Raw genomic sequence first — 24,786 nt, 5'->3', positions numbered from 1 at the left:
GTTCTGCCGCCTGACGCGGCCGTGTGCCGGATACCCGATCGGAGACACGGCCGTGTCCGGCTATGCTCGGGGAGGCAACATCGCCGGGGCCCTTAGCTCAATTGGCAGAGCAGTGGACTTTTAATCCATTGGTTGTGGGTTCGAGTCCCACAGGGCCTACGGGAGGTAGGCGGGGGATACCCCCTCTGACCTGCTACGCAGCGCTCGAGTCGGCTTCGGCTGACTCGAGCGCTGAGTCGTTTTCGGGCCCGTACGTGAGCGATGCGTGGGCGGATGTGCCTGTGGCCTGTGCTGGAGCTCATGGCCGAGGGACGCTCCAACAGCGCCATCGCGAACCGGCTCTTCATCAGCGAGAAGGCCGTCTCCAAGCACAGCACCAGCATCTTCACCGAGCTGGAGCTCGCCCCCTCCGACGACGACAACCGCCGCGTGCTGGCCGTGCTCGCCCACCTCATGTCCGTGCCGCGTGACGGCCGCACTCCATCGAGCCACTGAGCTGATCAAGATCAAAGCTCGAGGTGCAGTTCATTCCATGAAGCACGCAATCGCCCCCAGCTCAGAGAGGTTTGAGCTGGGGGCGCGTTCGTCTCGGGACGGCTGTGTGATCGCCGGTTCGCCAGCCCACGGGTCGTGCCGGTGGGCGACTTCGGTCACAGCCCGCAGGAGCCGCGGTCGAGGTGGAAGTAGCGGGCGTTGGCCCAGCGGCACAGCCGGATGCCGACGATGACGCCGACGATGGTGATCAGGGCGGGCAGGTATCCGCTGGCGACCTGGATGATCGGGATGGCGGGGCACCCGCCCGAGATCGCCCAGCCCGTACCGAACAGCACAGCGCCGGGGATCACACCGGCGTGGATGCGCCCCGGGGTGCGGCGCACCCGCAGCAGGGCGAACGCGCACACGATGATCCCCACGGCGCCGGCGAAGGAGAGGAACATGCGCAGGTCCTGGAAGGTGAACATGCGGTTCAGCTCGGCGTAGTCGCCGAAGCCGATGTTGGTGACGGTGAAACCGAGGGCCAGTCCGGTGATGACGTTGGCCAGCAGAATCGTGCCCCGGGTACGCATCAGATCACCTTCCACAGGAGGAACGACACCGCGACGGCGGTGCCGAAGAACACGGCGGTCGCGACGAGGCTGACCGGGCGCAGCCGGCCGCAGCCGTTGAGTCCGTGCCCGGAGCTGCACCCACCGGCCAGCCGAGTCCCGAAGCCGACCAGCACGCCTCCCACGAACAGCAGGATGACCATGGCGGTCGGATTGGCGGTGACCAGGTTCCGGAAGCCCGGGCCCATGTCGTAGCGGAGGTGGAACCGCCCTGAGCTGACCGCGGCGATGAACCCGCCGACGAAGACCGATATCAGCAGGGCGGCCTGGGTGACCAGTGGGGCCGGGCGCACGATCGTGGACACGGGGCGCTCACTCGCCGCCGGTTCGGCGTCCGCCTCGAGGTCCGCTTCGAGCGTCTGCGACGTCCCGTAGGGAGCCTGCGCCATGGTGGACGCGCCGGCGCCGACGCCGGTGCCGAAGTGCTCGGCCGTGGCTGCGGCGAGCGCCTCGGCGAGAGCCTGATCGTCGCTGAACTCCTCGTCCGTCTGCTCGAGATGGCGTTCGCGGCGCCAGTGCAGCACGCGATCCCACGCGGCCGACACCCCGAAGGACCGATCGGTGATGAGGGTGTAGTTGATGGTGACCAGAGCGAGCCCGACAGCGCCCGCCCACCAGGGCCAGTAGCTACTCACGCGGGGCCTCCCATCCAATCGGTGAATCGAGCCCACCAGCCGCGCTTCGGGCTGGGCTCCTGCTGCGCCTGCCGCACGTGTCGAGTGAGGTCGTCCGAAGGCTGGGGACCCTGCGAGGGCGGCGACGGTTGGTGATGCCAGGCGGGCGGTGGCGGAGGTGCCGCCCCGAACGCCGGCGGAGGTACTGCCCCGAACCGGTCCATGGGATCCGGTGCCGCGGTTCCGGGTTCCGGCTGCTCGTAGTGCTCGTACTGCTCGTACTGCTCATATGGCCGGGCCGGAGCCGGCTGGGACCAGGACGCGGTCTGAGGTGACATCGGGTCGTGCTGTGTCGGCGGGGCCTGCCGGGGCACGGCCCCCGGGCGGACGTCGCCCGGGTGGGCGCCCCTCGGCTGGGCAGCGCCCGGGTGGGCAGCCCCTGGGTGGGCGGCGCCTGGCTGGGCAGCGCCCGACTGGCCCGTCTGGGCCGCCTCATCGAGGTGGCGCGCGCGGGCTCCGTTGGGCAGCAGGTTGATGGGCACACGCTCGCCGGTGAGTGCCACCTGGTAGCGCGCACAGCCGCGCCACCGGTCATCACTGTCGCAGTAGTACTCGCGCCAACCTTGCAAGCTCGCCCTGAGCAGGGGGAAAAGGGGGCATTCTACGGCGTGTGAGCAACCCACGTTGCTCCCTCCTGAACGGCACACACCACCTGTTCAGGAGGAGAGGTTGCCGTTCTCGTTCTTGCCCTTGCCGCGTCCGGTCGACGGTCTGAAAAGCAACGCGGTGACGGGCAGTGACAATAAGGCGCTGTGCCCCCATTTTTCGACCGGGCGAGATGCAATCATTGTTTCGGTGTCCCGGGCAACCTGAGCGAATTTTTCCAGTCAGGCCCCTTGACACTGCTTGGTGAGGCATTCCACGTGGCGGATATGCGACGTCTGCCCCTCATGTCCTGATATTCGCAACCGGCAACGAGGCTACTTGGACCATGATTTGACCCCATGACCGCGACCCGCACCGGCGCAGTCGGCTGTTTGTGGAGAGTGTGCAAATGCTGCCGGAGTTTCTCGTGATGACGGCGTGAATATCGCGGATCTCGAACGAAGGATTAATGGAGGGCAATCATGTGTCAGCGTGCTGTCTGTCGGTCGTGCCGAAAGGCGACCTATGAGGGCTGCGGGAGACATGTGGAGCAAGTGCTCATGGGTGTGCCGACGGCTGAGCGGTGCAAGTGCGAGCCCACGGGACCCAGACGTACGCGCGCGGTGGAAGCGAGGAGTCGATCGGAATTGCTACCGGCCCGACAGGGCGGGGCGCCGCGACGTGCGCACGCTTCTCGGGGGCCGGGGAGTCCGCCGGGCCGATCGGCGGGTGGCTGGTGGGCGCGGGTCATGGAGTGGGTGAGAAGCCCGGCGTGAGGTGATCGTTCGCGGACCGGGGCCGCGGGTTCGGTGCCGCGGATGACGGCGGAGCGCGTTCCGTCCGCGACGGAATGCGGCGGCCACGTGCGCGACGGACTGAAGTGAGTTGGGGCGCGTGAGGCGCCCGAGACGTTCGGGGAATCTGCGCAGGAGCATCACAAGAGGTGCACGAGGCCTGTCGAAAGTCTCGTTACCGTTACTTGTTGCTCGATCTCACGTGCGAGCGTGACCAGGCCGCAGCCCCGGCGGGCCGAGCGGCGCAGTCAAGCGAGGAAGATCGCAGATGGACTACTGCTCGTCGTGCCGCCGGCATCTCAACGGTGCCCTGGTGTGCCCCGGATGCGGTGCCTATGCTCCGGACATCTCCCCGTTCATCAATGGCGCGCCCACCATCACCGCCCGGCCTCCCGCCTCGTCGACGAACAGCCGCACGCCCGGCGCCGCGTCGGGCGCCGCCGGGTCGTCCATGGGCTTCGCCGCGTGGGGTGACGACCGGTCGGGCGACCGTCGGACCGCATCCGCCTCGGGCGCCGGCATGGCCTCCGGCGCCGGCATGGGCGCCAGGGCTGAGTACGCCCCGACCGCAGCCGGGGCCGGGGTCGCAGCCGGGGCCGCGGCTTCCGGCGACATCGCCGACGCACCGGCCGTGCCGCAGGGGCGTGCCGCCCGCCGCCGTCAGCTGGCGCGCTGGAAGAAGAGCCAGCGCCGGGCCGTGGTCGCGACCGCCGTCGCCCTCGTGGGAGGCGGCCTGACCCTCGCGTCGCTGGACCGGCAGGGCAACGACCGGTCGCAGGCGAGCTCGGCTCCGGACGACCGGGGCAACGACGGCAACCTGGGCATGGGTGCCGCCGCCGATCAGGTGCCCGACCCCGCCCACCTGGTGCCGACACCGCGCACCACGTCCCGGGCGTCGGACATCACGTCCCGGTCGCCGCGCACCGAGGCCCCGGGGCACTCGACGGCGGCCAACGCCTCCCGGCAGCAGTCGTACACGCCTGCTCCGCACACGACGGCGCCGGCCGCCCAGCAGCACGTCGCGTCCGTGCCGTCCCACCCGGCCACCGCGGCCGGGTCGTCGGCCTCGCAGACGCAGAACGTCGCTTCGCACTCCGGCGCCGCGGCCCCCGCACCCAGCCAGACCGCCACGACGCAGCCGGCCGCGCCCGCGACGTCCGGCGGCACGGGCTCGGGTACGTCCCAGACCAGCCAGTCCACCCCGAAGCTGATATCGACCTCGCCGTCGGGGCTCTGCGTGCTCAACTCGCTGTGCCTCTGACGCCGTTGGCTCCGAGACACCGCCTCTGACGTCATCCGACCCCCGGCCGTTTCCATCGGCCGGGGGTCTGCTTGTGGCTCGCAGCCCTGCAGCCCGTCAGCCCCTCAGCCCGCGCTCAGCTCCGTCAGTTCGCCCAGTGGCAGCGTGTGGCGGGTCTGAAGGACCTTCGCCCGCAGGTAGCGGACGTTGTGCGTCGTGGTGAAGACGCCCGTCGGGACGTGATCGCGTCCTCCAGGAGCAGACTGCCGGCGATGTACGCGCGCCAGGCGCGCTGCTCCTCGAGGCTGAGCCAGCGGGTCGTCATGCCACCAGTGTAAGTTTGTTTAAAAATTAAACCAAGACCACTCCGGATCACCGGACCACCCCAGACCACTCCACGACGGAGTACGCCGATGCCCTTCCCGTACGTCCTGCTGTCCGCCGCCGTCTCCCTCGACGGTTACCTGGACGACACCGGCCCCGAGCGGCTGCTGCTCTCCGGCCCGGCCGACTTCGACCGGGTCGACGAGGTGCGGGCGTCCGTCGACGCGATCCTGGTCGGCGCCGGCACGATCCGTGCCGACAATCCCCGGCTCCTGGTCAACGCGCCCGAGCGGCGGGCGGCCCGGGTCGCCCGAGGGGAGCCGGAGTACCCGCTCAAGGTCACCGTCAGCGGCTCCGGCGACCTGGATCCCGACGCGAGGTTCTGGCACACGGGCGGCGAGAAACTCGTCTGCACGACGGAGCGGGGCGCGGAGCGTGCCCGGGGGCTGGGCATCGCGGCCGACATCGTCCCGCTGGGCCCCGGCCTCGACTGGCGGGCCCTGCTCACGCACCTCCACGACGTGCGCGGGGTGCGGCGCCTGATGGTCGAGGGTGGCGGGACCGTGCACACGCAGCTGCTCCAGCAGGGCCTCGCCGACGAGCTCCAGCTGGTCGTGGCCCCGCTCTTCGTGGGGGACCCGAAGGCGCCCCGGCTGTTCGGGCCGGGCGGCTACCAGGCCGGACGCCTGCGGCTCGTGGAGTCGCGGCGCATCGAGGACGTCGTACTGATGCAGTACGAGCCGACCGCTCCCGGGGTCGGGGCGTCGGTGGTCGCCGCCGACCGGCACTGGATGCGGATCGCCTGCGAGCTGGCCACGCTGTGCCCGCCCTCGCGGTCGGCGTTCAGCGTGGGTGCGGTCGTGGTGGCGGCCGACGGGACGGAGCTGGCGCGGGGGTACTCGCGCGAAGGGGACGACCTCCTGGTCCATGCCGAGGAGGCGGCGCTCGCGAAGATCGAGCCCGGGGATCCGCGGCTCGCCACCGCCACGGTCTACAGCAGCCTCGAACCGTGCGCCCGGCGGGCCTCCCGGCCCGCGCCGTGCGCACGGCTGATCCTGGCGGCGGGGGTACCGCGGGTCGTCACGGCCTGGCGGGAGCCGGACACGTTCGTCGAGGACGCCGACGGGAGCGGGCTGCTGGCGACCGCGGGGGTCGACGTCGTCGTACTGCCCGAGTACGAGGCCCGGGCCAAGGAGCCGAACGCCCATCTACTGGGCTGATCACCGGCGGCGCTGAACCGATGTGCAAAAGGTCCCGCGGATGGCGTACACTGGTTTCACCGACGCGGGGTGGAGCAGCTCGGTAGCTCGCTGGGCTCATAACCCAGAGGTCGCAGGTTCAAATCCTGTCCCCGCTACTGAAGACTCAGGGCCGGAATCCAGTACATGGATTCCGGCCCTGAGTCTTTTCCCCTCCGCGGCTGTGTGCCGCGCCTCGCCTTGTTTGCGCCGCGCCTTGATCGTTGTAACGAGTGGTGACCGCTCGGCAGCCCTCCGCGTAACAACTGACAAACAGTCAGTCGGTAAGGGTTTACGCGGCTCCCGTCGAGGGTCCCCGAGGGGTGGTCAACTCGCCCGAATTTCACCGGTGATGAGCCGTAATCGCCCGCCCGGAAACGTTAACGATCAAGACGAACGGCTTGGAATCTCCCCCGCGGGTCTATTAACGTTCGATAACGCAGCGCGGTTGTCCCAGCCGTCACAAGAGACGGCTCCGTGCGCACGCGCCGAATCCCGCGAGGGAACCGGGGAACCACCACCTTGGGGTGAATCACGTGGATGCCGCCGTGGACTCACGGCAGGTATACGCGCGTAGGAGACCTTCCTGCTCCGAACCCGTCAGCTAACCCGGTAGGCGACGGAGGAAAGGAGTGCGCCCGCGTGGCGTCCAACCGGCCTGCCCCAGCAGCCCCGTTCGTGCCGAGTCAGCGTGAGCCCGAGGCTTTCGGCTACGGCAGCTACATCACCGACGAGGGCCCCTGGGAGGAGTGGAACCCCACCGAGGAGTCCATCCGCCCGATGCGAGGCCGGCACCGTGTCGGCAAGCAGCGCGGCGGCGGACTCGCCCGCAGCTCCACGGTCCTGGGTGTCGGCGTCATCGCCGCCGTCGGCGCGGGCGGCATGGCCAGCGCCAACAGCGGCAAGCCGCCGGTGTCCATCTCGATGCCGGACCTCTCCGTGTCCGACCTCTCCGTGTCCGACCTGCCCTCGGTCGACTCCCTGCTGCACGACGGCTCCTCCGCGCCCAAGGGTTCGGCGACCGCCCTCAGCAGCGTCGGAGTGAGCGACACCGACAGCACCGAGGGCACCACCGACGCCGGTGAGGCGCTGCGCAACCGCATCATGGCGCAGGCCGAGCGGCAGAAGGGCCAGGCCGACACCAAGGCCGCCGCCGCTGCCGTGGCCGCGGCCGACAAACAGGTCGCCACCGCGGCGGCCGAGGCGGAGCAAGCGGCCGCCACCCAGGCCGCGGCGGCCAAGGAGCAGGCGGAGGCCGCGGCCAAGAAGGCGGCCGAGGCGGCGCGCCTGGCCGCGCTGGCCAAGCAGTACACGCTGCCGACGCCCTCGTACACGATCACCGGCACCTTCGGTCAGCCCGGTTCCATGTGGGCCTCCGGCTACCACACCGGCCTCGACTTCGCCGCCCCCACGGGCACGCTGCTCAAGGCCATCCACAGCGGCACCGTCACCCAGGCGGGCTGGGCCGGCTCCTACGGCTACCGCACGGTGCTCACCCTCGACGACGGCACCGAGCTCTGGTACTGCCACCAGTCGTCGATCAACGTCAGCGTCGGCCAGAAGGTCACCACCGGCGAGGTCATCGGCCGCGTCGGCGCCACCGGCAACGTCACCGGTCCGCACCTCCACCTGGAGGTCCACCCGGGCGGCCAGGCCACCGGCGTCGACCCGATGCCGTGGCTGCTGAGCAAGGGCCTCCACCCCTGAGCATGCGGTTCCCCGATCCCCGGCGGTCCTGACGGCAACCCCCCGACGTCAGGACCGCCGGTCCGGCGTTCACGGCCCGCGCCCGTCACCGGGTGCGGAGAGCGGACGACTACGACCGGTACGGGTTGTAGGCGGGGTACTGCGCCGAGGGGCTTGCCGAGGGATTCGGTGACGGATTCGGCGACGGATTCGCCACGGGGTACGCCGACGGATATCCGTACGCTCCCGGAGCCCCGTAGGCTCCGCCCGGCTGTGGCCCGTACACCGCGCCGGGCTGCCCTCCGTAGCCCGCGCCGTGCTGCGGGCCGTACCCAGGCCACATCGGGGGCGGGGTCGCCGGAGTCGTCGCCCGTGCCGCGTACTCCAGTGCCGGGCGCGCCGTCTGCCGGCGGTTCCACAGTTCGGTGAGCAGTTCCCGCTCCCGTACGACGAAGTCGGCTCCCGCGCGGCCGAGGCGCCCGCGGTGCCGGAGGAAGGCGAGGGACGTCGCGTACGCCTCGTACTGCGCCACGACCCGTGCCGCCGGCTTGCCGAGGTGCTGGCCCGCGTAGTCCCGGGCGAGCCGCCGCGCCCCCATCGAGCCCAGCGCGAACGGCTCGGCCGGCCCCAGCCAGCCCGCCATGACGTACGCCGGGAGCTCCTCGCGCACGGTCCGCAGCTCGCGCTGCCGCGTCCAGATCACCAGCCAGGTCAGCAGCCCGAACGCGGGCACCATGAACGCCGCGTACACGGCGAGGAATCCCAACGGTCCGAAGGTGGACGACCCGTTCCAGAGCGCGTGCATGCCCATCGCGAGCAGCAGTCCGCACAGCGGCAGCAGGATGCGCCGGGCGCGCTGCCGGTCGGCGGACTGCGCGGCGATGCCGAAGCCGATGCCGGTGAGGACGGTGAAGAGGGGGTGCGCGAACGGGGCCATGATGACGCGCACGAAGAAGGTGGCGGCGGTGACGGAGACGATGCCGGGGGCGCCGTTGACCTGGTCGGTGCCGAAGGCGGTGCCGAGATAGAGGATGTTCTCGGTGAAGGCGAACCCGGTGGCGGTGAACCCCGCTATCACCACCCCGTCGACGATCCCGGTGAAGTCCCGTCTGCGGAAGAGGAAGACGAGCAGGACGGCCGCGGCCTTGGCGGACTCCTCGACGACGGGCGCTATCGCGGTGGCGCCGAGGGTGTGGGCGCTGGACGGATCGGCCGTCGCCGTCGCTATCCAGTGGATGGCGAAGGTGTTGGCGACGATGGCGATCAGGGCCGCCGCGCACGCCCCCCACGCGAAGGCGAAGATCAGGTTGCGCCAGGGGCCGGGCTCGACCCGGTCCAGCCAGCGGAAGGCCGTCATGAGCAGCGGCACGGGCAGCACCGCGAGGCCGAGCCCGACGAGGAACCCTTCCGTGCCGGTCTGCTCGCGCACGAGCGCGAGGATGACGAGCCCGGACAGCGCGAGGAGGGTGATCAGCGACCCGTACCGCACCCACCTGCGCTGCCACCAGTGCGCGTGCCGGAGCACACCGTCGGCGGGACCGGCGGGACCGGTGGGCGGTGTCGGGTACGGAGGGAAGGTGGCCACGGCATCGACTCTAGTGATCGACTCCGACAACGGGGGCTCGAATTAATGAGCGAGTTCGTCTTGGTGCGGTACGCGGCGGAACAGCAGATCGTTCACCACATGTCCCTTGTCCAGTCCCTGGCCCTCGAAACGGGTCAGCGGACGGTATTCGGGCCGGGGCGCGAAACCGCCCTCGGGCTGGGTGTTCTCGAAGCCGGGGTGTGCGGTGAGCACGTCGAGCATCTGCTCGGCATACGGCTCCCAGTCGGTCGCGCAGTGCACGATCGCCCCCGGCCCGAGGCGGGTGGCGGCCAGGTCGAGGAACTCGGGCTGGATCAGCCGCCGCTTGTGGTGCCGCTTCTTGGGCCAGGGGTCCGGGAAGTAGACGCGCAGCCCGTCGAGCGCGTCGGGGCGCAGCATCTCGCGCAGCAGGATGATGGCGTCGCCGTTGCCGACCCGGACGTTGGACAGCCCGCCGCGCTCGGCGAGGCCCAGCAGGTTTCCCTGCCCCGGCGTGTGCACGTCGACGGCGAGGATGTTGGTGCCGGGGTCACCGGCGGCCATCTGCGCGGTGGCCTCCCCCATGCCGAAGCCGATCTCCAGCACGACGCGGCGGTCGTTGCCGAAGAGCTCGCCGAGGTCGATGACCCGCTGACCGTCGATGTCGAGCCCCCACTGGGCCCACAGCCGCTGCAGCGCGTCCGCCTGCCCCGCGGTCACCCGGCTCCGCCGCGGCTGGAAGCTCCGGATCCGCCGCTCGAAGTGCGATCCGGCGGGATCGGCCTGGGGCCCGTCGGGAAACCGCGGCTCTCCCTTGGCCCGGGTGTGCCGGACGGGGGCACCGGAGGCGTGCGGCACCGGCGGCTCGCCGGAGGCGGGCCGCGGGGCGCCGGAGGATTCGGGGGTGTTCACGGAGTCATACACAGTGAGTCGATTTTAGGTCGTGAGCGGGCCGCGCAAGCGGCGTCGGAGGCGTCATCGGACACGTCACAGCGCCGGATACGTCACAGGAGCGGGTACGTCACGCACCCTCCAGGACCGTGAGCGCCCTGCGGGCCACCTCCCTGCCGATGGGCAGCGAAGCGGTGGCCGCGGGGGACGGTGCGTTCAGCACGTGCACGGTCCGTGCGCCCTCGCGGATCAGGAAGTCGTCCACGAGCGTCCCGTCCCTCAGCACCGCCTGCGCCCGCACGCCCGGCGTCGCCGGCACCAGGTCCCCGTCCCGCACGGCGGGCAGCAGCCGCCGTACCGCGTCCGCGAACGCCGCCTTCGACACCGACCGCCGCAGCTCCCCCATGCCGTACCGCCAGTGCTGGCGGGCTATCGCCCAGGTCCCGGGCCACGCCAGTGTCCCGGCCGCCTCACGAGGCCGCACGACTCCCCAGCCGTACCCCTCGCGGGCCAGCGCCGGTACCGCGTTGGGCCCGATGTGCACCCCTTCGTCGATCCCCTTGGTCAGATGCACCCCGAGGAACGGGAACGCCGGGTCCGGCACCGGATACACCAGTCCCCGCACGAGGTCGGGCCGCGCCAGCTCGTAGTACTCCCCGCGGAACGGCACGATCCGCACCCCCGGCTCGTCCCCGGTCAGCCGGGCGACCTCGTCGCAGTACAGCCCGGCGCAGTTCACCATCACCCGCGCCCGTACGACGTCGCCGCCCGAGGTCAGCACGGCGACACCGCGCTCCGGGCGCCGGTCCACGCGCACGACCCGCGCGCCGTAGCGGATCTCCGCGCCGGACGCCTCGGCCAGCTGCCGGGCGACCCCGGTGAAGTCGCAGACGCCCGTCGTCCCGACGTGGATCGCGGCGAGTCCGCGCACCTCGGGCTCGTACTCCGCGATCTGCGGGCCGCTGAGCTCCCGCACCGGAATCCCGTTCTCCCGGCCGCGCTGTACGAGCGCGTGCAGCCGCGGCAGCTCGTCCCGCTCCGTCGCGACGATCAGCTTGCCGGTGACGGCGTGCGCGATGCCGTACTCCGCGCAGAACTTCACCATCTCCGCGGCGCCCCGCACCGCGTACTGCGCCTTGAGCGAGCCCGGCCGGTAGTAGATGCCGCTGTGGATGACGCCGCTGTTGCGCCCCGTCTGGTGCCGGGCCGGACCCGACTCCTTCTCCAGCACCGTCACCCGCGTGCCCGGCGCGGCCCGTGTGATCGCATACGCCGTCGACAGACCGACGATCCCGCCACCGATCACCAGCACGTCACAGTCGTACGCACCTTGCCGCACCTGCATCACCTCCCGCCTCCGATAGTGCACTGCGCCACTGACAACGCCTTCAAACCCGGGGGAGGACAGCGCCCGAAGGGTCGCGGGGAACTGCGCGGTCCACCACGACGCCCCCGCAGCCGGCGCGTCACAGCGACCCGGCAGACGCTCGGGTACCCGGCGTTCCCGCCGGAGCGCCTAGGCCGGAGCCACGAGCAGCGGCCGTGCCCGCTCCCGCAGCTCCACCACGCGCGGTTCGTCGCTGTACGGCTCCAGCCGGTGGAGGAGGTCCTTGACGTACTCGGTGGTGCGCGCCGACGAGATCCGCCCGGCGACCTCCACCGCCCGCACTCCCTGCTCGCACGCGGCGTCCAGGTTGCCGGACTCCAGTTCGGCGACCGCCGAGACGACGAGCCTGAGCCCGTGCGAGCGCACGAACTCCTCCGTCGGCTTCGACAGCGCCTGCTCGGTGAAGCGGCGGACCTGGCGCGGTGCCTTCAGGTCGCGGTAGCACTCGGCCGCGTCGGCGGCGAAGCGGTCGTAGGAGTAGAAGCCGAGCCAGGACGGGTCGTGGTCGCCGTCCCGGGAGCGCTCCAGCCAGCCCTCGGCCGCGCGCAGCGACGCGCCGGCGGCCTGTGCGTCACCCGCGCGTGCGTGCGCGCGGGCCTCGACCAGGCGGAAGAAGCTCATGGTGCGGGCGGTGGCCAGCCCACGGTTGCGCTCCAGGGCGGCCTGCGCGAGGTCGACGCCCTCGTCGCCGAACCCCCGGTACGTCGCCTGCAGCGACATAGAGGCGAGGACGTACCCCCCGAGGGGGACGTCGGCGGCCGCGCGCGCGAGGCGCAGGGCCTGGATGTAGTACCGCTGCGCGGCCTCCTGCTGACCGGTGTCGAAGGCCATCCAGCCCGCGAGCCGGGTGAGTTCGGCGGAGGCGCCGAACAGGGCGCGGCCGACGTCGTCGGAGTAGGAGCCGAGCAGCAGCGGTGCCGCCTCCACTCGTAAACACTCGGGGACCATGGACGAACGCCAGTCTCCGCCGCCGTACTTGGAGTCCCAGCGCCGCGCGTCCTCGGCGGCCTCCCGCAGCTTCCGCACATCGCTGTGGCCGACTTTGGCCGGTGCACCGGAACCCTCGGCGGGGTTCGCGTCGCGTGCCACCGAGCTGTCGGCGGGGGTTATCAGCCAGCGTGAGGCGGGCGTTGCGTATGCGCTCACCGCAAACGATCCGGCCAGGGACTGCCAGATGCCGCCGGAACCGGCCCGGCGGCCGGCGAGGTCGAGACGGTACAGCTCCGTCGCCGACCGCACCGCCTGTCCGACGTCCCTGGGGAAGGCGAGGCCCACTTCGGGGGCGGGATCCGCGTCCGCCAGACCGATCTCGTGGAGCGGTACCGGGCGGCCGAGCTTCTGGCCGATCGCGGCGGCGATGAGGTGGGGCGCGGCACCCTGCGGCACCATGCCCTTCGACACCCAGCGCGCGACCGAGGTCTTGTCGTACCGAAGGGTCAACCCGCGTTGTGCGCCAAGGTCGTTGACGCGTCGCGCGAGACCCGCGTTGCTGATTCCCGCGAGGGCGAGAACGGCGCCGAGCTTTTCGTTCGGCCCGCGTTGCTCCCTGGACATGCGCCACCCCTCGACACAGACGGCTGCCGCGCTGGCATAACCACGCGGCATTCGTAAACCCAGCGTAGTTCGCCGCATCCCAAGCGTTAAGGGGCATTGTTCCGGATGGCGGGATTGTGGCCCGTACGGAAGTACGGCCCCGGTACGCACCGTGCACAGCATGTCGCGACGTGCCCCCGGCGTGTGGCCGTGCGCCCGTGCGTGCGCTCTTCTCCGGCCATCGGGGGAGCGGTTCCATGGGCGTTGCGTGGGTCGGCCCGCTGCACTGGATCCAGCGGGCTGGGGGACACCGCCACCTCCATCCCCGCGGGTGGCGGACCGGTCCGGGAGGCGATGCCCGCCTCCCGGACTGTGCGCGTCCCCGTGCCGCCCGGGCGCTGCGCAGAGCCTGTACGGAGCGTGTGCAACTCCGCTTTCGCTGCGCCGAATTGGCCGAAAATCGATCCTGTCGCTCGCGGGCGATTACGCCTCCCACCATGGCACTTGAGGGCGCGAAGGGCGTTCTGGGGGAGCGAACCGGGGGCGCATTCGCGTCGCAGCCGGTCGCCGAGCGCTTACCGATCGCCTTGTGCCGTACGGGGGTTCGTGTCCCGGCACGCGTGTGCGTGCGGGCGCGGTCCCGTGAACCGAAGGCGGTGCCGCCGCCGCTCCGGGGCGCGTTCTTCATGGCAGCATGGTGAATCGGTTCGTGCGGTGCACTGGTTGTCCACAGCCTGTGGAGGCGTCGATGCGGTGGTTGGTGGGATGGAGCAGCGCCGCCGCCGGTGCAGCCGGGAGCAGAGACGGCTCCGCCGGCTCCGTCGACGCCGGCGGGCACGACGGCGAGACCGTGCACCCTGTCGGCTCCCAACTCCTGTGGGGCGACCCAGATCCGCTGTGGGCGGTGGGGGACTGGCGCCCCGACGAGGTGCGCGTGGTGAAGGCCGACGCGCACAACCGGATCGCCGTGCTGGGCACCTGCGGCGCCTCCGACGAGGAGCTGCGGCTCGGCCTGTTCACCGCGCGCGGAGGGGCACTTCGGCATCTGACGGCGTGGCCCGGCAGCTACACGGCCGTCGTCCAGGTCGGCCGCCGGGTCACCGTCTGCGGCGATCTCGCGGGCGCCCGCCCGGTGTTCTACACGCCCTGGGCGGGCGGCACGGCCTACGCCACGGCCGCGCTGCCGCTCGCCGACCTCATCGAGGCCAACCTCGACTTCGGCCACCTCGCGGCACTGCTCGCCGCCCCCGACGTACCGGCCGCGCTGCACGACTCGACGCCGTACGAGGGCGTGCGGCGCATTCCGCCGGGCCACGCGTTGATCCTGCGTGCGGGGGCGCGGGAGATCGCCGGGTACGAGCAGGTCGCCTCCCTCGCGGTGGCGGCGCCCTCGGCCGACCCGGACAGCGCCGTGCACGCCGTGCGCGACGCGCTCGTGGAGGCGGTACGCACCCGTCTCTCCGCACCCCGGCACGTCCCCGGCACCGACCTGGACCCCGGGCCCGTACCCGGAATGGGTCCCGCCGAGCGCCGGGCCGCGCGCGGGATGCCCGTGCCGGGGATCGGCGCCGACCTGTCCGGGGGACCTGCGTCGGGGACGCTGGCCCTGCTGGCGGCGGGCCTGCCGGGCATGCCGGGCACGGTCCTCGGCCACGGCACGGGCGCGGGCGAGCGCCTGGTGGCCGTCACCTTCAACGACCTGGCCGTCGGCGGCCCCGAGGCCGAGCTGGAACGGGCGGGGGCGCTCGCGGCCAACCCGCGCCTGCACCACGTGGTGGTGACCGGCGGCGAGGAAGTTCTACCGTACGCCGAGCTGGACGGCCCGCTGACGGACGAGCCGGGGCCGTCGCTGATCTCGGCGGCCCGCCACCGCGCCCGGCTGTCCGCGGGCAGCGCGGACCACCTCACCGGACACGGCGCCCGGCAGGTCCTGGACGCGCACCCGGCACGGCTCGCGGACCTGCTCATGGACCGCAGACGGCGCTCTCTGGTGCGCCCGGTCGCGGCCCTGGCCAAGGCGGACGGCTCGGTGCTGGTCCCGGCGCGCGTGTACGGCGCGGCGCGGCGGCTGGCCCGGACGCCGTACCGGGCAGGCATGCAGGAGCTCGCCGAGCGCCTGCTGGACCGCCGCTTCGACGAGCCCGGGGGAGCGGCGGGCGCCTCTCTGGCCGCGCTCACCTGGGCCAGACCCGGGCCCGCGGCACGCTGGCTGACCGGCGAGGCGCTGGCCGAAGTATCGGTTCTGCTGCAGGCGGCGACCAACCGTTCCGGAGTGGGCCCGGGACAGCGCCCCGGCGACTACCGCGCGCGGGCGGCACTCGCCCGGCACGCCGCGGACCTCAGGGTGCTGGAGCAGGCCGCCGAGGTCCGCTCCCAGCGGCTGCACGCGCCGTTCCTCGACAACCAGGTCGTCCGCGCCTGCCGCGCCCTGCCCGAGGCCCTGCGCATCCAGCCCGGCGCCCGCGCCGCCATCCTGCGCACGGTCCTGCGCAGCGCCGGCGTCTCCGACCTCCCGCCCGGCTGGGGCGCCCCCTCCCACGCCTCCTCGGCCGCCGCCGCCCGCACGGGCCTGCGCGTCGCCGCCGACCCGCTCATGTCCCTGTTCGCCACGCCCCTGCTCGCCGAGGCGGGCCTGGTCGAGGCCCGCGTGGTCCGCAAGGCGCTGCGCGCGGCCGCGGCCGGGGAACCGCTTCCGCTGGACGGCCTCGCGGACCTGGTCTCCCTGGAGCTGTGGCTGGGCCGCCTGCTCGCCCGCCGGGGCACCTGCTGGAGCGGCACCCCGGCACGCGCGCGTGCGGTGCCCTCCGGGATCACGCCGAGGCGAGGGGCGCTGGCCTCCGGCGGCTGAGGGCGCCCTACCGGCCTACGCGCAGGTGAACCTGGACTCCGCCCAGTCCGCGAGGGTCACCGAGTCGAAGTCGGTGTGCGGCTCGACCACCAGGCGCACGGTCTTGTGGCCGGCCAGGTCCACATGGACGGGGACGGCCGGGTCGCCGCCCTTGATCACCGCGGACTTCCACAGCCGGGCCCCGTCCGCGTACACGGAGAAGGAGACCTTGCCGAGCCCCAGGGTCATGTCGTCGACCCCGACCAGCGCGTCGTACGCGGAGCACTCGCGGTTGAGGTCGACGGTGACGGAGGACTTGCCGCGGACGGTGACCCCGTGCGCGTAAGTCCGCTCGGCGATGGAGACGTCGGAGCGCTGCCACGCCCAGCTGCTCTCGCCCAGCCGCATCTCCGGCCGGGTGCCGTCGCCGTTCAGGTCGTATCGCAGCTCGCTCCACTCGTAGACGGTGGGCGCGGGCGGGGGAGTCGGTTTCGGAGGGGGTGTCGGCGTGGACTTGGGCTTCGGGGGCGGTGTCGGCTTCGGGGTGGGCTTCGGACTTGGCGGCGTGGGCCTGGGCGTCGAGGTCGGCCTGGCGGCGACGACGGGTGCCGGAGGCGGGGGCTCCTCCTTCGGCGGCGCCGGCGACGCCGGGGGCGGCGGACTCCGGTGGACGACCGGCGGGGGCGGCGACGGCTCGGCCACCTTGGCCGGATGGCTGTCGTTCACCAGGGCGAGCGCCAGCGCGGCGGCCGCGACCGCGACCGCACCGGCCGCGATACCGGCCTTCACCGGCGCGCCCAGGCCCTCCGAGGCCGCGCCGCCGCCCGCGGCCCCGCCGGACGAACTCCCGCTCGCCGCGGCGGCGGCCCCGGCGGCGCCCACTCCGGCACCCCCGGCGATGATCCCGACGGCCTTCGCGTACCCCGCGGCGCCGAACCAGCCGACGACCGCGACCGGGACGACGCCCGGGATACCGCTCGCGACCTCTTCGATCTGTGCCGCCGCCAGCCGGCACTTGGCGCACTCCTCCAGATGCTTGCGCAGGCCCCGCTCGGCGCGGATGCGCAGCTTGCGACGCGCGTAGGTGCCGAGTCGGTCGGCGTAGCGCGCGCACTCCTCGTCACCGGCGAGGGAGGCGCTGACATGGGCCTGGAGGTAGGCCTGCTTGAGGCCCTCGCGGGCGCGACTGGCCAGCACGCGCGTGCCGTTGGCGTCCAGACCGAAGAGGGTGGCCACGTCGCTCGGCGACTCGTCCTCCACCTCGGTGTGCCACAGCACGGCCTGCCAGCGCTCGGGCAGCGAGCGGAACGCCTGCATCGCCAGGGACTGTTCGGCCTCGTGCATGGCGCGGACATCGGCGCCCAGGTCCAGCGTGTCGTCGTCGGGGACCTCGGAAGACCGCGCGTACTGCGTGGCGAACGCCGCGAAGTCCTCGACGAGTTGCTCGCGCCTCGCCGACTTCGTCCAGTGCGCGGCCACCCGCCGGACGGACGTGAGCAGATAGGCGCGTACGGCGTGCTCGGGGCCCGAACCTCCGCGCACCGCCTGCAGCATGCGGGCGAAGACCTCGGCGGTCAGGTCGTCCGCGGTGTGGGCGTCCCGGCAGCAGGTGCGGGCGTAGCGGCGCACGGCCTCGGCATGGCGCCGGTACAGCTCCTCGTACGCGCTGTCGTCGCCCGCACGCATTCGCTCGATCAGTTCACCGTCGGACGACGGCCTCTCCCGCGGCGGCAGGACGCTGCCCTCGCGCTGGGCCGGGACCGCGCCGTCCACCGGATCGGCGGGCTCCGTCCCCTCCGCACGGCCGCCCTGGTTCGGCACGTGCGGTGACGTCAGTCCGCCGGCCTCGGCGTCCCCGTCACGACAGGAATCGCCCCACCCGTCAACGCTCATCGCGGAAAGCCCCCGAAGCCTGCCCAGTCCGACCCGATCACCGGGTCAGCGTGCCACACGGGCTTTTCGCCCAGGGGCCTGCTGCGCGGACCCACCACTCGTCCGAGGGGACTTGCCGGCGGACGGTACTGACCGTCACCCGGACGGGGAAGGCTCAACCCTCCTTCCCCGAGCGGACGTTGATCACCTCCGAGGCGCTCCGGACGCATCCGGGGTCATCTGTGTCCACTGTGTCCAGACGCGTGCAAAGGCGCGCGCGTGCCGTGGAGAGCGTCCGGTCCGTCACGCCGGCCGTGACCGCAGCCCCTCCAGCAGGATGTCCAACAGCCGTGCCGAGGCCGCCGCCTGCTGGGCCGGGTCCGGGAGCGAGGGCGCCGCCGTCGCGATCACCAGCAGCACGTCCGACACCGACACGTCCGGCCGCAGCGCGCCCGCCGCGTGCGCCCGCTGCACGAGCCGGCCCACCACGTCGAGCAGCGCACCCGCCCCCGCGTCGTCCTCGGCGGCGGCCGCGGCTCCCTCCGGCACCAGCCGCAGCTCACCGGCGCCCATCCGCTGCTGCGGCACCCGCGCCTCGTCCGCCGCGGCGTCGCCGCTCTCGGCGCCCTCCTCCAGAACTCCGACCCGCAGCACCTGCGGCGGCAGCAGCCGCCCGGCGCCCGAGGCCACCGACGTGCGCAGGAAGCGCGACAGCGCCGACCACGGCTCGTCCTCCTGGTTGAGCGCCGCACGCGCCTGCTCGGTCAGCCGGGAGGTCTCCTCCTCGGCTATCCGCCGGACCAGGACGTCCTTGCTCGGGAAGCGCCGGTACACCGTGCCGACGCCGACCCGCGCGCGCCGCGCCACGTCCTCCATCGGTGCGCCGTACCCCAGCTCGCCGAAGACCTCACGCGCCGCACGCAGCACGTGCTCCAGGTTGCGCTGCGCGTCCACCCGCAGCGGCGTCGTCCGCGCACCGTCCGCGTGACCGTCGCCCGCCGACCCGCTCACCGCCCCGCCGCCCGGCGCGACCGCGGAGGCCGATGACCAGTGCCTGTCCTGAATATGCATCTGCGTTCCCCCGGTTCATGACGTCTCCCCCCGGAGACTCCCCGCCACGGAATCCGGAGTGTGCGGAACTGGTGCCGTTCCCTGACCGGACCGCCCTCGCGGTGCCGTTCGCCCACATCCCCTACACCCCGTCGACACACGAACATAGTTGAGCGGGAGTCAATTCAGAAGGGGCAGGTTCCGCACAGTGCGCCCCTCGATCGGAGTACGAGTCATATTCGCCCCGATTACGCCCTCTTGGTTCCGTCCGCGCGCCCCTGCTGACCTGCCCCCTCTCCCCCTGCCTCGGCGCACGCTCCCGCCCCGCCCGCACGCGGCCCTCGGTCATACAAATTGCCGGGCCTGTGGACAAACAAGAGCGCCGGGTGCGTCATGGGAGGGTGAAGCAACGTGCGCGCATTCTCGTTGTCGGCGGCGGCTACGTCGGGATGTACACGGCCCTGCGGCTTCAGCGGAGACTGAAACGGGAGCTCAGGCAGGGAGACGTCGAGATCACCGTCGTCACCCCGGACCCCTACATGACGTACCAGCCGTTCCTGCCCGAAGCCGCCGCCGGTTCGATCTCGCCTCGTCATGTAGTCGTACCGCTGCGCCGCGTGCTGCACGACTGCCGGATCGTCATCGGCGAGGCGACCGCCATCGACCACGCGCAGCGCACCGCCACCGTCGCCACGCTCGCCACCGAGGAGGAGGGCACGGACGCCGACCGCCTCACCTACGACGAACTCGTCCTCGCCCCCGGCTCGATCTCACGCACCCTCCCGATCCCCGGCCTCGCCGAGTACGGCATCGGCTTCAAGACCGTCGAGGAGGCCATCGGCCTGCGCAACCATGTCATCGAGCAGATGGACATCGCCTCCTCCACCCGCGACCCCGCGATCCGCGACGCGGCCCTCACCTTCGTCTTCGTCGGCGGCGGCTACGCCGGAGTCGAGGCGCTCGCCGAACTCGAGGACATGGCCCGCTACGCCACGCGCTACTACCCCAACGTCCAGCCCGAGGACATGAAGTGGATCCTCGTGGAGGCCTCCGACCGCATCCTCCCCGAGGTCGGCGCGGACATGGGCCGCTACACCGTCACCGAGCTGCGCCGCCGCAACATCCAGGTCCTGCTGCGCACCCGCCTGGAATCCTGCGCCGACCGTGTCGCCGTACTGAGCGACGGCCAGCGCCTGCCGACCCGCACCGTCGTGTGGACCGCCGGCGTCCGGCCCCACCCCCTCCTCACCGCCACCGACCTGCCCCTCGACCGGCGCGGACGCCTCGTCTGCACGCCCCGGTTGACCGTCCGGGGCACCGACCACGCGTGGGCCGCGGGCGACGCCGCCGCCGTCCCCGACGTCACCGCCGCCGAACCCGGCGCGGAGACCGCGCCCAACGCCCAGCACGCCGTCCGCCAGGCCAGGGTCCTCGGCGACAACCTCGTTCACGCGCTGCGCGGCGAGCCGCTGGAGACGTACGCCCACAAGTACGCCGGCTCGGTCGCCTCCCTCGGCCTGCACGAGGGGGTGGCCGAGGTCTACGGGCGCAGGCTGACGGGCTACCCTGCCTGGTTCATGCACCGCGTCTACCACCTCAGCCGGGTGCCCACCTTCAACCGCAAGTCCCGCGTGCTCGCGGAATGGACCCTCTCCGGGCTCTTCAAGCGGGAGATCGTCTCACTCGGATCACTCGAACACCCTCGAGCCGAGTTCGAACTCGCGGCCGGTGGAAAGCCTCCTCACAGCCCCTCGGACGACCCGAAGGGGTCGTCCTGACCGGACCGAGGAACTCCACGTCCGGCCCCGGCGTCTGACGGATGTCGCCGCGGTCGGCCAAGACTGCCAGACTGCCCACGACCTCGGACGGCCACCCGCCCGCCCTCAGCACCCACGAGGCTTTCCCCACTGTGAACTTCACGCGCTGGAGCGCCCGGCTCCCCGGAACGCAGCGCCGCGCCGCAGCGCGGACCGATCACGCGGTCTCACCGGACCGGCGGGGGGAAGGCTCCGTGCCCGCGGCCCGCGTCGAACCGCCGACCGACGGCTCGTCCCCCGCTCCCGCCGTCGAGGACCTCCCCGCGCGCGAGGTCCTCGACCGCGTCCCGGCCCTCGTCGCCCTGCTGCACGGCCCCGACCACCGCCTCGCCTACGTCAACGACGCCTACACCGCGGCCTTCGGCACCCGCCCGCCGGGCGAACCGGCCTGCGACGCCCTCCCGGAACTGGCCGAACTCGGCCTGCTGCCCCTCCTCGACCAGGTCCTGCGCAGCGGCAAGCCCCGCACGCTCAAGTCCCGCAAGGCCCTCGACGGCCGTTCCTACACCTTCACCTGCACCCCGGTCGCCGAGGACGGCGACGCGGGCGTGCTCGTCTTCGCCACCGACGTCACCGACCACGCCGAGGCCGCCGAGCGCCTGCGCGCCAGCGAGCGCCGCCAGCGCGAGACCGCGGTGACTCTCCAGCGCTCCCTGCTCCCGCAGAAACTGGAGCAGCCCGACGACCTGCGCATCGCCGCCACCTATCTGCCCGGCGGCACGGAGGCCGCGGTCGGCGGCGACTGGTACGACGTCATCACCCTGGGCGGCGGCCGTACGGCGCTGGTCATCGGCGACGTGATGGGCCGCGGGGTGCGCGCGGCGGCGGTGATGGGCCAGCTCCGTACGGCGGTCCGCGCGTACGCCCGCCTCGACCTGCCCCCGCACGAGGTGCTCCAACTCCTCGACGGCGTCGCCACCGAGATCGACGCCAACCAGATCGCCACGTGCGTGTACGCCGTCCACGACCCCAACGAGGGCCGGCTGATGTACGCCTCCGCCGGGCACCTGCCGATCCTGGTCCGCGACGAGAGCGGCACGATCCTGCGTGCCGACGAACCGACCGGCCCCCCGCTCGGCACCGGTGGCTGGGTGCACACCTCGGGCTCGGTCCCGCTGAGCCCCGGCTCGACGGCCGTCCTCTACACGGACGGCCTGGTCGAGCGCCGGGACGAGGACCTGGACGAGGGAATCGCGCTGCTGGAGCGCGCCCTGGCCGGCGCGACCGGCACCCCCCAGGTGATCTGCGACCGCCTGGTCCGCTCGGCCGGTGTCACCGCCGACCACGACGACGACGTGGCGGTCCTGGTCCTCCAGCACCCGGCCCGCACGGGCCCCGACAGCGAGCTCTTCCGCAACGCCGCCCTGGAACTCCTCGGCGGGGTGGAGGCCGCCCCACGCGCGCGTGCCTTCGCCTCCGGCGTCCTGACCAGCTGGCGTTTCCCCGCCGACCTGCACGACCTGGGCGTCCTGGCCGCCAGCGAACTGGTCGCCAACTCCCTGCAGCACGGCACCCCGCCCATGCGCCTGAGGCTCCGCCGTACCGACCGCCGCCTGATCATCGAGGTCACGGACGGCGACGAACACCTTCCGCGCCGCCGCCGCGCGGAACCGGCGGACGAGGCGGGCCGGGGCATCGCCATCGTCGCGACGATCGCCGCCAGCTGGGGATCGCGCAGAACTCCGGACGGCGGCAAGGCGGTGTGGTGCGAGTTCGCACTGCCTCGCGCGTAGCTGCGGGCAGTCGTGCTGCTGGGGCGGCACGGGTTGGTCGCCCGCACCCGGCCGGTGCGTGCGAGCGAACAAACCCGCGATCAGCCCCGGCGCCGGACACTCACGCCTCCGCGGCCACCGGCTCCACCGGTTCCGCGGGCAGCCCACCGCGCGCGACGACCCGCGTCCTCGCCGACCACGGCCGATCCTGTACGGCGGTGAGCCGGCGCCCCAGCCGCAGGGCGACGACGCTGATGCCGAGCGAGAACAGCACGAAGGTCGCGATGTACGGCGCGGGCAGCGAGGCCCCCATCGGCCCGCCCACCGCCGGCCCGACCGCCAGCGCGAGCTGCTTGACCAGGGCGAAGGCCGAGTTGTACTGCCCCGCCCGTCCCTCCGGCGCCAGATCGGCCACCAGCGGTGCGACGGTCGGCGACAGCATCGCCTCACCGAGCCCGAACAGGGCGTACGTCGACACGAACGCGGCCGTCGCCAGCTCCCGGCTGCCGTGCCCGAGCCCGGCGTACCCGGCCGCGGCCCACGCGACGGCCCAGATCAGCCCCACGGCCGCGATCACCCGGGAGCGCCTGCGCCGCTCCACGAACTTCAGCACGACGAACTGCGCGACCACGATCGTCAGCGTGTTCGCGGCCAGACCGGTCCCCAGCGTGGACGTGGAGACACCGGCGGCCTCGACGCCGTACGCGCTCAGGCCGGACTCGAACTGCCCGTAGCAGGCGAAGAACAGCACGAAGCCCAGCACGCACAGCTGCACCATCACCCGGTGGCCGAGCAGCTGCTTCCAGCCGGCCTGCGCCGACCCGGCGGGCGCGTCCTCGATGTGCGGCGCGTGCGGCATCCGCACGGTCGCCATCAGCACGACCAGCAGCAGGAAGATCGCCGCCTCGATCGCGAACAGCAGTGTGAAGGAGGAGACGCGCGTGGTGTCGACGAGGTGACCGCCGATGAGGCCGCCCACCCCGAGCCCGAGGTTCTGCAGGAAGAACTGCATCGCGAACGCGCGCGACCGCGTCTCGGTCGTCGAGCACTCCACGATCATCGTCGCGAGCGCCGGCTGCATGACCGCCTGCCCGGCACCGAGCAGCGCGGCGGTGACCATCACGGTCCACGCGTGCCCCGAGATCCCCAGTCCCAGCGAACCCAGGGCGGCCACGACCAGGGCGGCGAGCAGGACCGGTAGCGGGCCGCGCTGCACGATCGCCCGGCCGGCGAACGGCAGCACGATCAGCGCGGCCACGGCGAAGACGGCGAGGACGAGCCCCGCCGTCATGGCCCCCAGTCCCCGGACCTGCGCCACATAGACGTACAGGTAGGGGACGGTGAAGCCGAGCCCGAACGCGCTGAGTGCGTTGCCCACGTGGATCCGGCGCATCGCTGCGCCCTTCACCCTGGTCACGTTCACCTCTCTCGAACAGTAGGAGTCAGGTAGTTGGAGTGCCTCAGTACTTAGAACCGAAGACTTCAAAGATAAATTTCAAAGCTAAACTGTACACATCGAAGGACTTCAACACCAAGCGCTCCCGTGCCATACTCGGGCGCATGGGTGACACCCCCGGCAGTACCGACATCGGCGGCGAGCCGACACTCGAAGAGCAGATCGCCGCCTACCAGCGCGAGTTCCAGGACCTCGACCCCCAGGTCGAGAAGATCGTCTCGGTGCTGTCCCGGCTGAACCGGCGGATGAACGTCGCCTACGGCCGCCAGACCGCCGCCCTCGGCATCAGCAACGCCGAGTGGGAGGTCCTCAAGGCCCTCGTCCTCTCCGGCGCCCCCTATCGCATGGGCCCCAGCGACCTCGCCAAGCGGCTCGGCCTCACGCCGGCCGCGATGACCCACCGCATCGACCGGATGCTGTCGGAGGGGCTGGTCACCCGGGAACGGGACGAGTCCAACCGCGTACGGGTGATCGTGGAGCTGACTCCCGAGGGCCGCGAGAAGTGGATCGAGGCCATGCGCCTCGCCACGGTCTTCGAGGAGGACCTCCTCCAGGACCTTTCGGCAGAGGAGCGGACCGTCCTCGGCGAGGCCCTGACCAGCCTCCTGCGCAGGGTGGAGCAGACCCAGCCGGACGCCGACGGGCGACTCAGCGACCTGGACTGAAAAAATCTTGACAGCGGGGGTTGACGCCCCCCTGTCAGATCCGTAGAGTTCTCCGAGTTGCCAACGAGCCGTAACGGTTCCGCGGTAGCACCTCTCGCCGCGGATGCGGCACCCAACCACCAGCACGATCTCCCGAACGGGACGGCATTCGGCATGTCCGAATCCATTTCGATTCGAGGCTCGGCCCCCGATTAGGACCAGCCGGAAAGATCCGCTAATGTTTGGGACGTCGGAACGGCCGCGAGGCCGGGAAGACAAACCCCGCTGACCGGGGGTCAGGCACGAAAGAGAGTCTGATAGAGTCGGAACCGCCGGAAAGGGAAACGCGAGAGCGAGAACCTGGAAAGCACCGAGGAAATCGGATC

At 72.1% G+C, this 24,786-nt stretch carries 16 protein-coding genes, 2 tRNA genes, 3 pseudogenes and 1 riboswitch; of the genes and pseudogenes, 10 read left to right on the top strand and 11 right to left on the bottom strand.

Annotation, left to right across the window (positions count from 1 at the left end; genetic code table 11):
- The first annotated feature begins 86 nt into the window (after window positions 1-86).
- Together ABZ910_RS28360 and ABZ910_RS28355 are read left to right on the top strand one after the other, a co-directional pair.
- A tRNA-Lys gene (locus tag ABZ910_RS28360) sits at window positions 87-159 on the top strand.
- 129 nt (window positions 160-288) lie between these two features.
- Window positions 289-495, top strand: a pseudogene (locus ABZ910_RS28355) (helix-turn-helix transcriptional regulator); the annotation flags it as partial.
- Between the two features lie 155 nt (window positions 496-650).
- Here the strand turns inward: ABZ910_RS28355 and ABZ910_RS28350 are convergent.
- Window positions 651-1,067, bottom strand: coding sequence for a YeeE/YedE thiosulfate transporter family protein (locus tag ABZ910_RS28350; RefSeq protein ID WP_361370139.1), 417 nt, complete (start codon window positions 1,065-1,067; stop codon window positions 651-653).
- Window positions 1,067-1,741, bottom strand: coding sequence for a YeeE/YedE thiosulfate transporter family protein (locus ABZ910_RS28345; protein ID WP_361370136.1), 675 nt, complete (start codon window positions 1,739-1,741; stop codon window positions 1,067-1,069). The genes ABZ910_RS28350 and ABZ910_RS28345 overlap by 1 nt, the downstream gene beginning before the upstream one ends.
- Before the next feature lie 1,686 nt (window positions 1,742-3,427).
- On the opposite strand from ABZ910_RS28345, the gene ABZ910_RS28340 reads away from it, so the two are divergent.
- Entirely contained in the window at window positions 3,428-4,420 is a 993-nt protein-coding gene (locus tag ABZ910_RS28340; RefSeq protein WP_361370133.1) for a hypothetical protein, read from the top strand.
- Between the two features lie 104 nt (window positions 4,421-4,524).
- On the opposite strand, the pseudogene ABZ910_RS28335 reads toward ABZ910_RS28340, so the two are convergent.
- A pseudogene (locus tag ABZ910_RS28335) lies at window positions 4,525-4,644 on the bottom strand (GTP cyclohydrolase); the annotation flags it as partial.
- Window positions 4,641-4,724: pseudogene (locus ABZ910_RS28330) on the bottom strand (MarR family transcriptional regulator); the annotation flags it as partial. The pseudogenes ABZ910_RS28335 and ABZ910_RS28330, both read right to left, overlap by 4 nt.
- An 88-nt stretch (window positions 4,725-4,812) precedes the next feature.
- Between ABZ910_RS28330 and ABZ910_RS28325 the strand changes: the two are divergent.
- The 3 genes from ABZ910_RS28325 (at window position 4,813) to ABZ910_RS28315 (ending at window position 7,668) form a co-directional block, all read left to right on the top strand.
- Window positions 4,813-5,943, top strand: coding sequence for a dihydrofolate reductase family protein (locus tag ABZ910_RS28325; RefSeq protein ID WP_361370130.1), 1,131 nt, complete (start codon window positions 4,813-4,815; stop codon window positions 5,941-5,943).
- 63 nt (window positions 5,944-6,006) lie between these two features.
- Window positions 6,007-6,080, top strand: a tRNA-Met gene (locus ABZ910_RS28320).
- A 357-nt stretch (window positions 6,081-6,437) separates the two neighbouring features.
- A riboswitch (cyclic di-AMP (ydaO/yuaA leader) is annotated at window positions 6,438-6,596 on the top strand.
- A gap of 7 nt (window positions 6,597-6,603) precedes the next feature.
- Window positions 6,604-7,668, top strand: a complete 1,065-nt coding sequence (locus ABZ910_RS28315) for a M23 family metallopeptidase (RefSeq protein WP_361370127.1) — start codon at window positions 6,604-6,606, stop codon at window positions 7,666-7,668.
- A 109-nt stretch (window positions 7,669-7,777) separates the two neighbouring features.
- Here ABZ910_RS28315 and ABZ910_RS28310 read toward each other — a convergent pair whose 3' ends face one another.
- The 4 genes from ABZ910_RS28310 to ABZ910_RS28295 all read right to left on the bottom strand — a co-directional run bounded on the left by ABZ910_RS28310 (window position 7,778) and on the right by ABZ910_RS28295 (window position 13,043).
- The gene (locus ABZ910_RS28310) at window positions 7,778-9,232 is read right to left on the bottom strand and encodes a PrsW family glutamic-type intramembrane protease (RefSeq protein ID WP_361370124.1); all 1,455 of its coding nucleotides are present in this window, start codon (window positions 9,230-9,232) and stop codon (window positions 7,778-7,780) included.
- Between the two features lie 42 nt (window positions 9,233-9,274).
- Entirely contained in the window at window positions 9,275-10,069 is a 795-nt protein-coding gene (trmB, locus tag ABZ910_RS28305; RefSeq protein WP_361370311.1) for a tRNA (guanosine(46)-N7)-methyltransferase TrmB, read from the bottom strand.
- 163 nt (window positions 10,070-10,232) lie between these two features.
- Window positions 10,233-11,447 carry an L-2-hydroxyglutarate oxidase gene (gene lhgO, locus ABZ910_RS28300; protein ID WP_361370121.1) on the bottom strand — a complete coding sequence of 405 codons (1,215 nt, stop codon included), beginning with the start codon at window positions 11,445-11,447 and terminating at the stop codon, window positions 10,233-10,235.
- 171 nt (window positions 11,448-11,618) lie between these two features.
- On the bottom strand, window positions 11,619-13,043 hold the full coding sequence (locus tag ABZ910_RS28295; protein WP_361370118.1) for an MFS transporter: 1,425 nt from the start codon (window positions 13,041-13,043) through the stop codon (window positions 11,619-11,621).
- 727 nt (window positions 13,044-13,770) lie between these two features.
- On the opposite strand from ABZ910_RS28295, the gene ABZ910_RS28290 reads away from it, so the two are divergent.
- Entirely contained in the window at window positions 13,771-15,870 is a 2,100-nt protein-coding gene (locus tag ABZ910_RS28290) for an asparagine synthase-related protein (RefSeq protein WP_361370115.1), read from the top strand.
- 15 nt (window positions 15,871-15,885) lie between these two features.
- Here the strand turns inward: ABZ910_RS28290 and ABZ910_RS28285 are convergent, their stop codons facing one another.
- Both ABZ910_RS28285 and ABZ910_RS28280 read right to left on the bottom strand, forming a co-directional pair.
- On the bottom strand, window positions 15,886-17,742 hold the full coding sequence (locus tag ABZ910_RS28285; protein ID WP_361370112.1) for a sigma-70 family RNA polymerase sigma factor: 1,857 nt from the start codon (window positions 17,740-17,742) through the stop codon (window positions 15,886-15,888).
- Between the two features lie 282 nt (window positions 17,743-18,024).
- Entirely contained in the window at window positions 18,025-18,792 is a 768-nt protein-coding gene (locus ABZ910_RS28280) for a helix-turn-helix domain-containing protein (RefSeq protein WP_361370110.1), read from the bottom strand.
- A gap of 380 nt (window positions 18,793-19,172) precedes the next feature.
- On the opposite strand from ABZ910_RS28280, the gene ABZ910_RS28275 reads away from it, so the two are divergent.
- The gene (locus tag ABZ910_RS28275) at window positions 19,173-20,549 is read left to right on the top strand and encodes an NAD(P)/FAD-dependent oxidoreductase (protein ID WP_361370108.1); all 1,377 of its coding nucleotides are present in this window, start codon (window positions 19,173-19,175) and stop codon (window positions 20,547-20,549) included.
- 131 nt (window positions 20,550-20,680) lie between these two features.
- Window positions 20,681-22,321, top strand: a complete 1,641-nt coding sequence (locus ABZ910_RS28270; RefSeq protein WP_361370106.1) for a SpoIIE family protein phosphatase — start codon at window positions 20,681-20,683, stop codon at window positions 22,319-22,321.
- Window positions 22,322-22,421: 100 nt separating this feature from the next.
- Here ABZ910_RS28270 and ABZ910_RS28265 read toward each other — a convergent pair whose 3' ends face one another.
- Entirely contained in the window at window positions 22,422-23,693 is a 1,272-nt protein-coding gene (locus ABZ910_RS28265) for an MFS transporter (RefSeq protein WP_361370308.1), read from the bottom strand.
- A 167-nt stretch (window positions 23,694-23,860) separates the two neighbouring features.
- On the opposite strand from ABZ910_RS28265, the gene ABZ910_RS28260 reads away from it, so the two are divergent.
- Window positions 23,861-24,421, top strand: coding sequence for a MarR family transcriptional regulator (locus ABZ910_RS28260; RefSeq protein ID WP_361370104.1), 561 nt, complete (start codon window positions 23,861-23,863; stop codon window positions 24,419-24,421).
- The last annotated feature ends 365 nt before the right edge of the window (window positions 24,422-24,786 follow it).

It is taken from the genome of Streptomyces sp. NPDC046805, from assembly GCF_040645355.1.
Lineage (GTDB): Bacteria > Actinomycetota > Actinomycetes > Streptomycetales > Streptomycetaceae > Streptomyces.
This window is presented reverse-complemented; position numbering and strand designations above follow the sequence as displayed.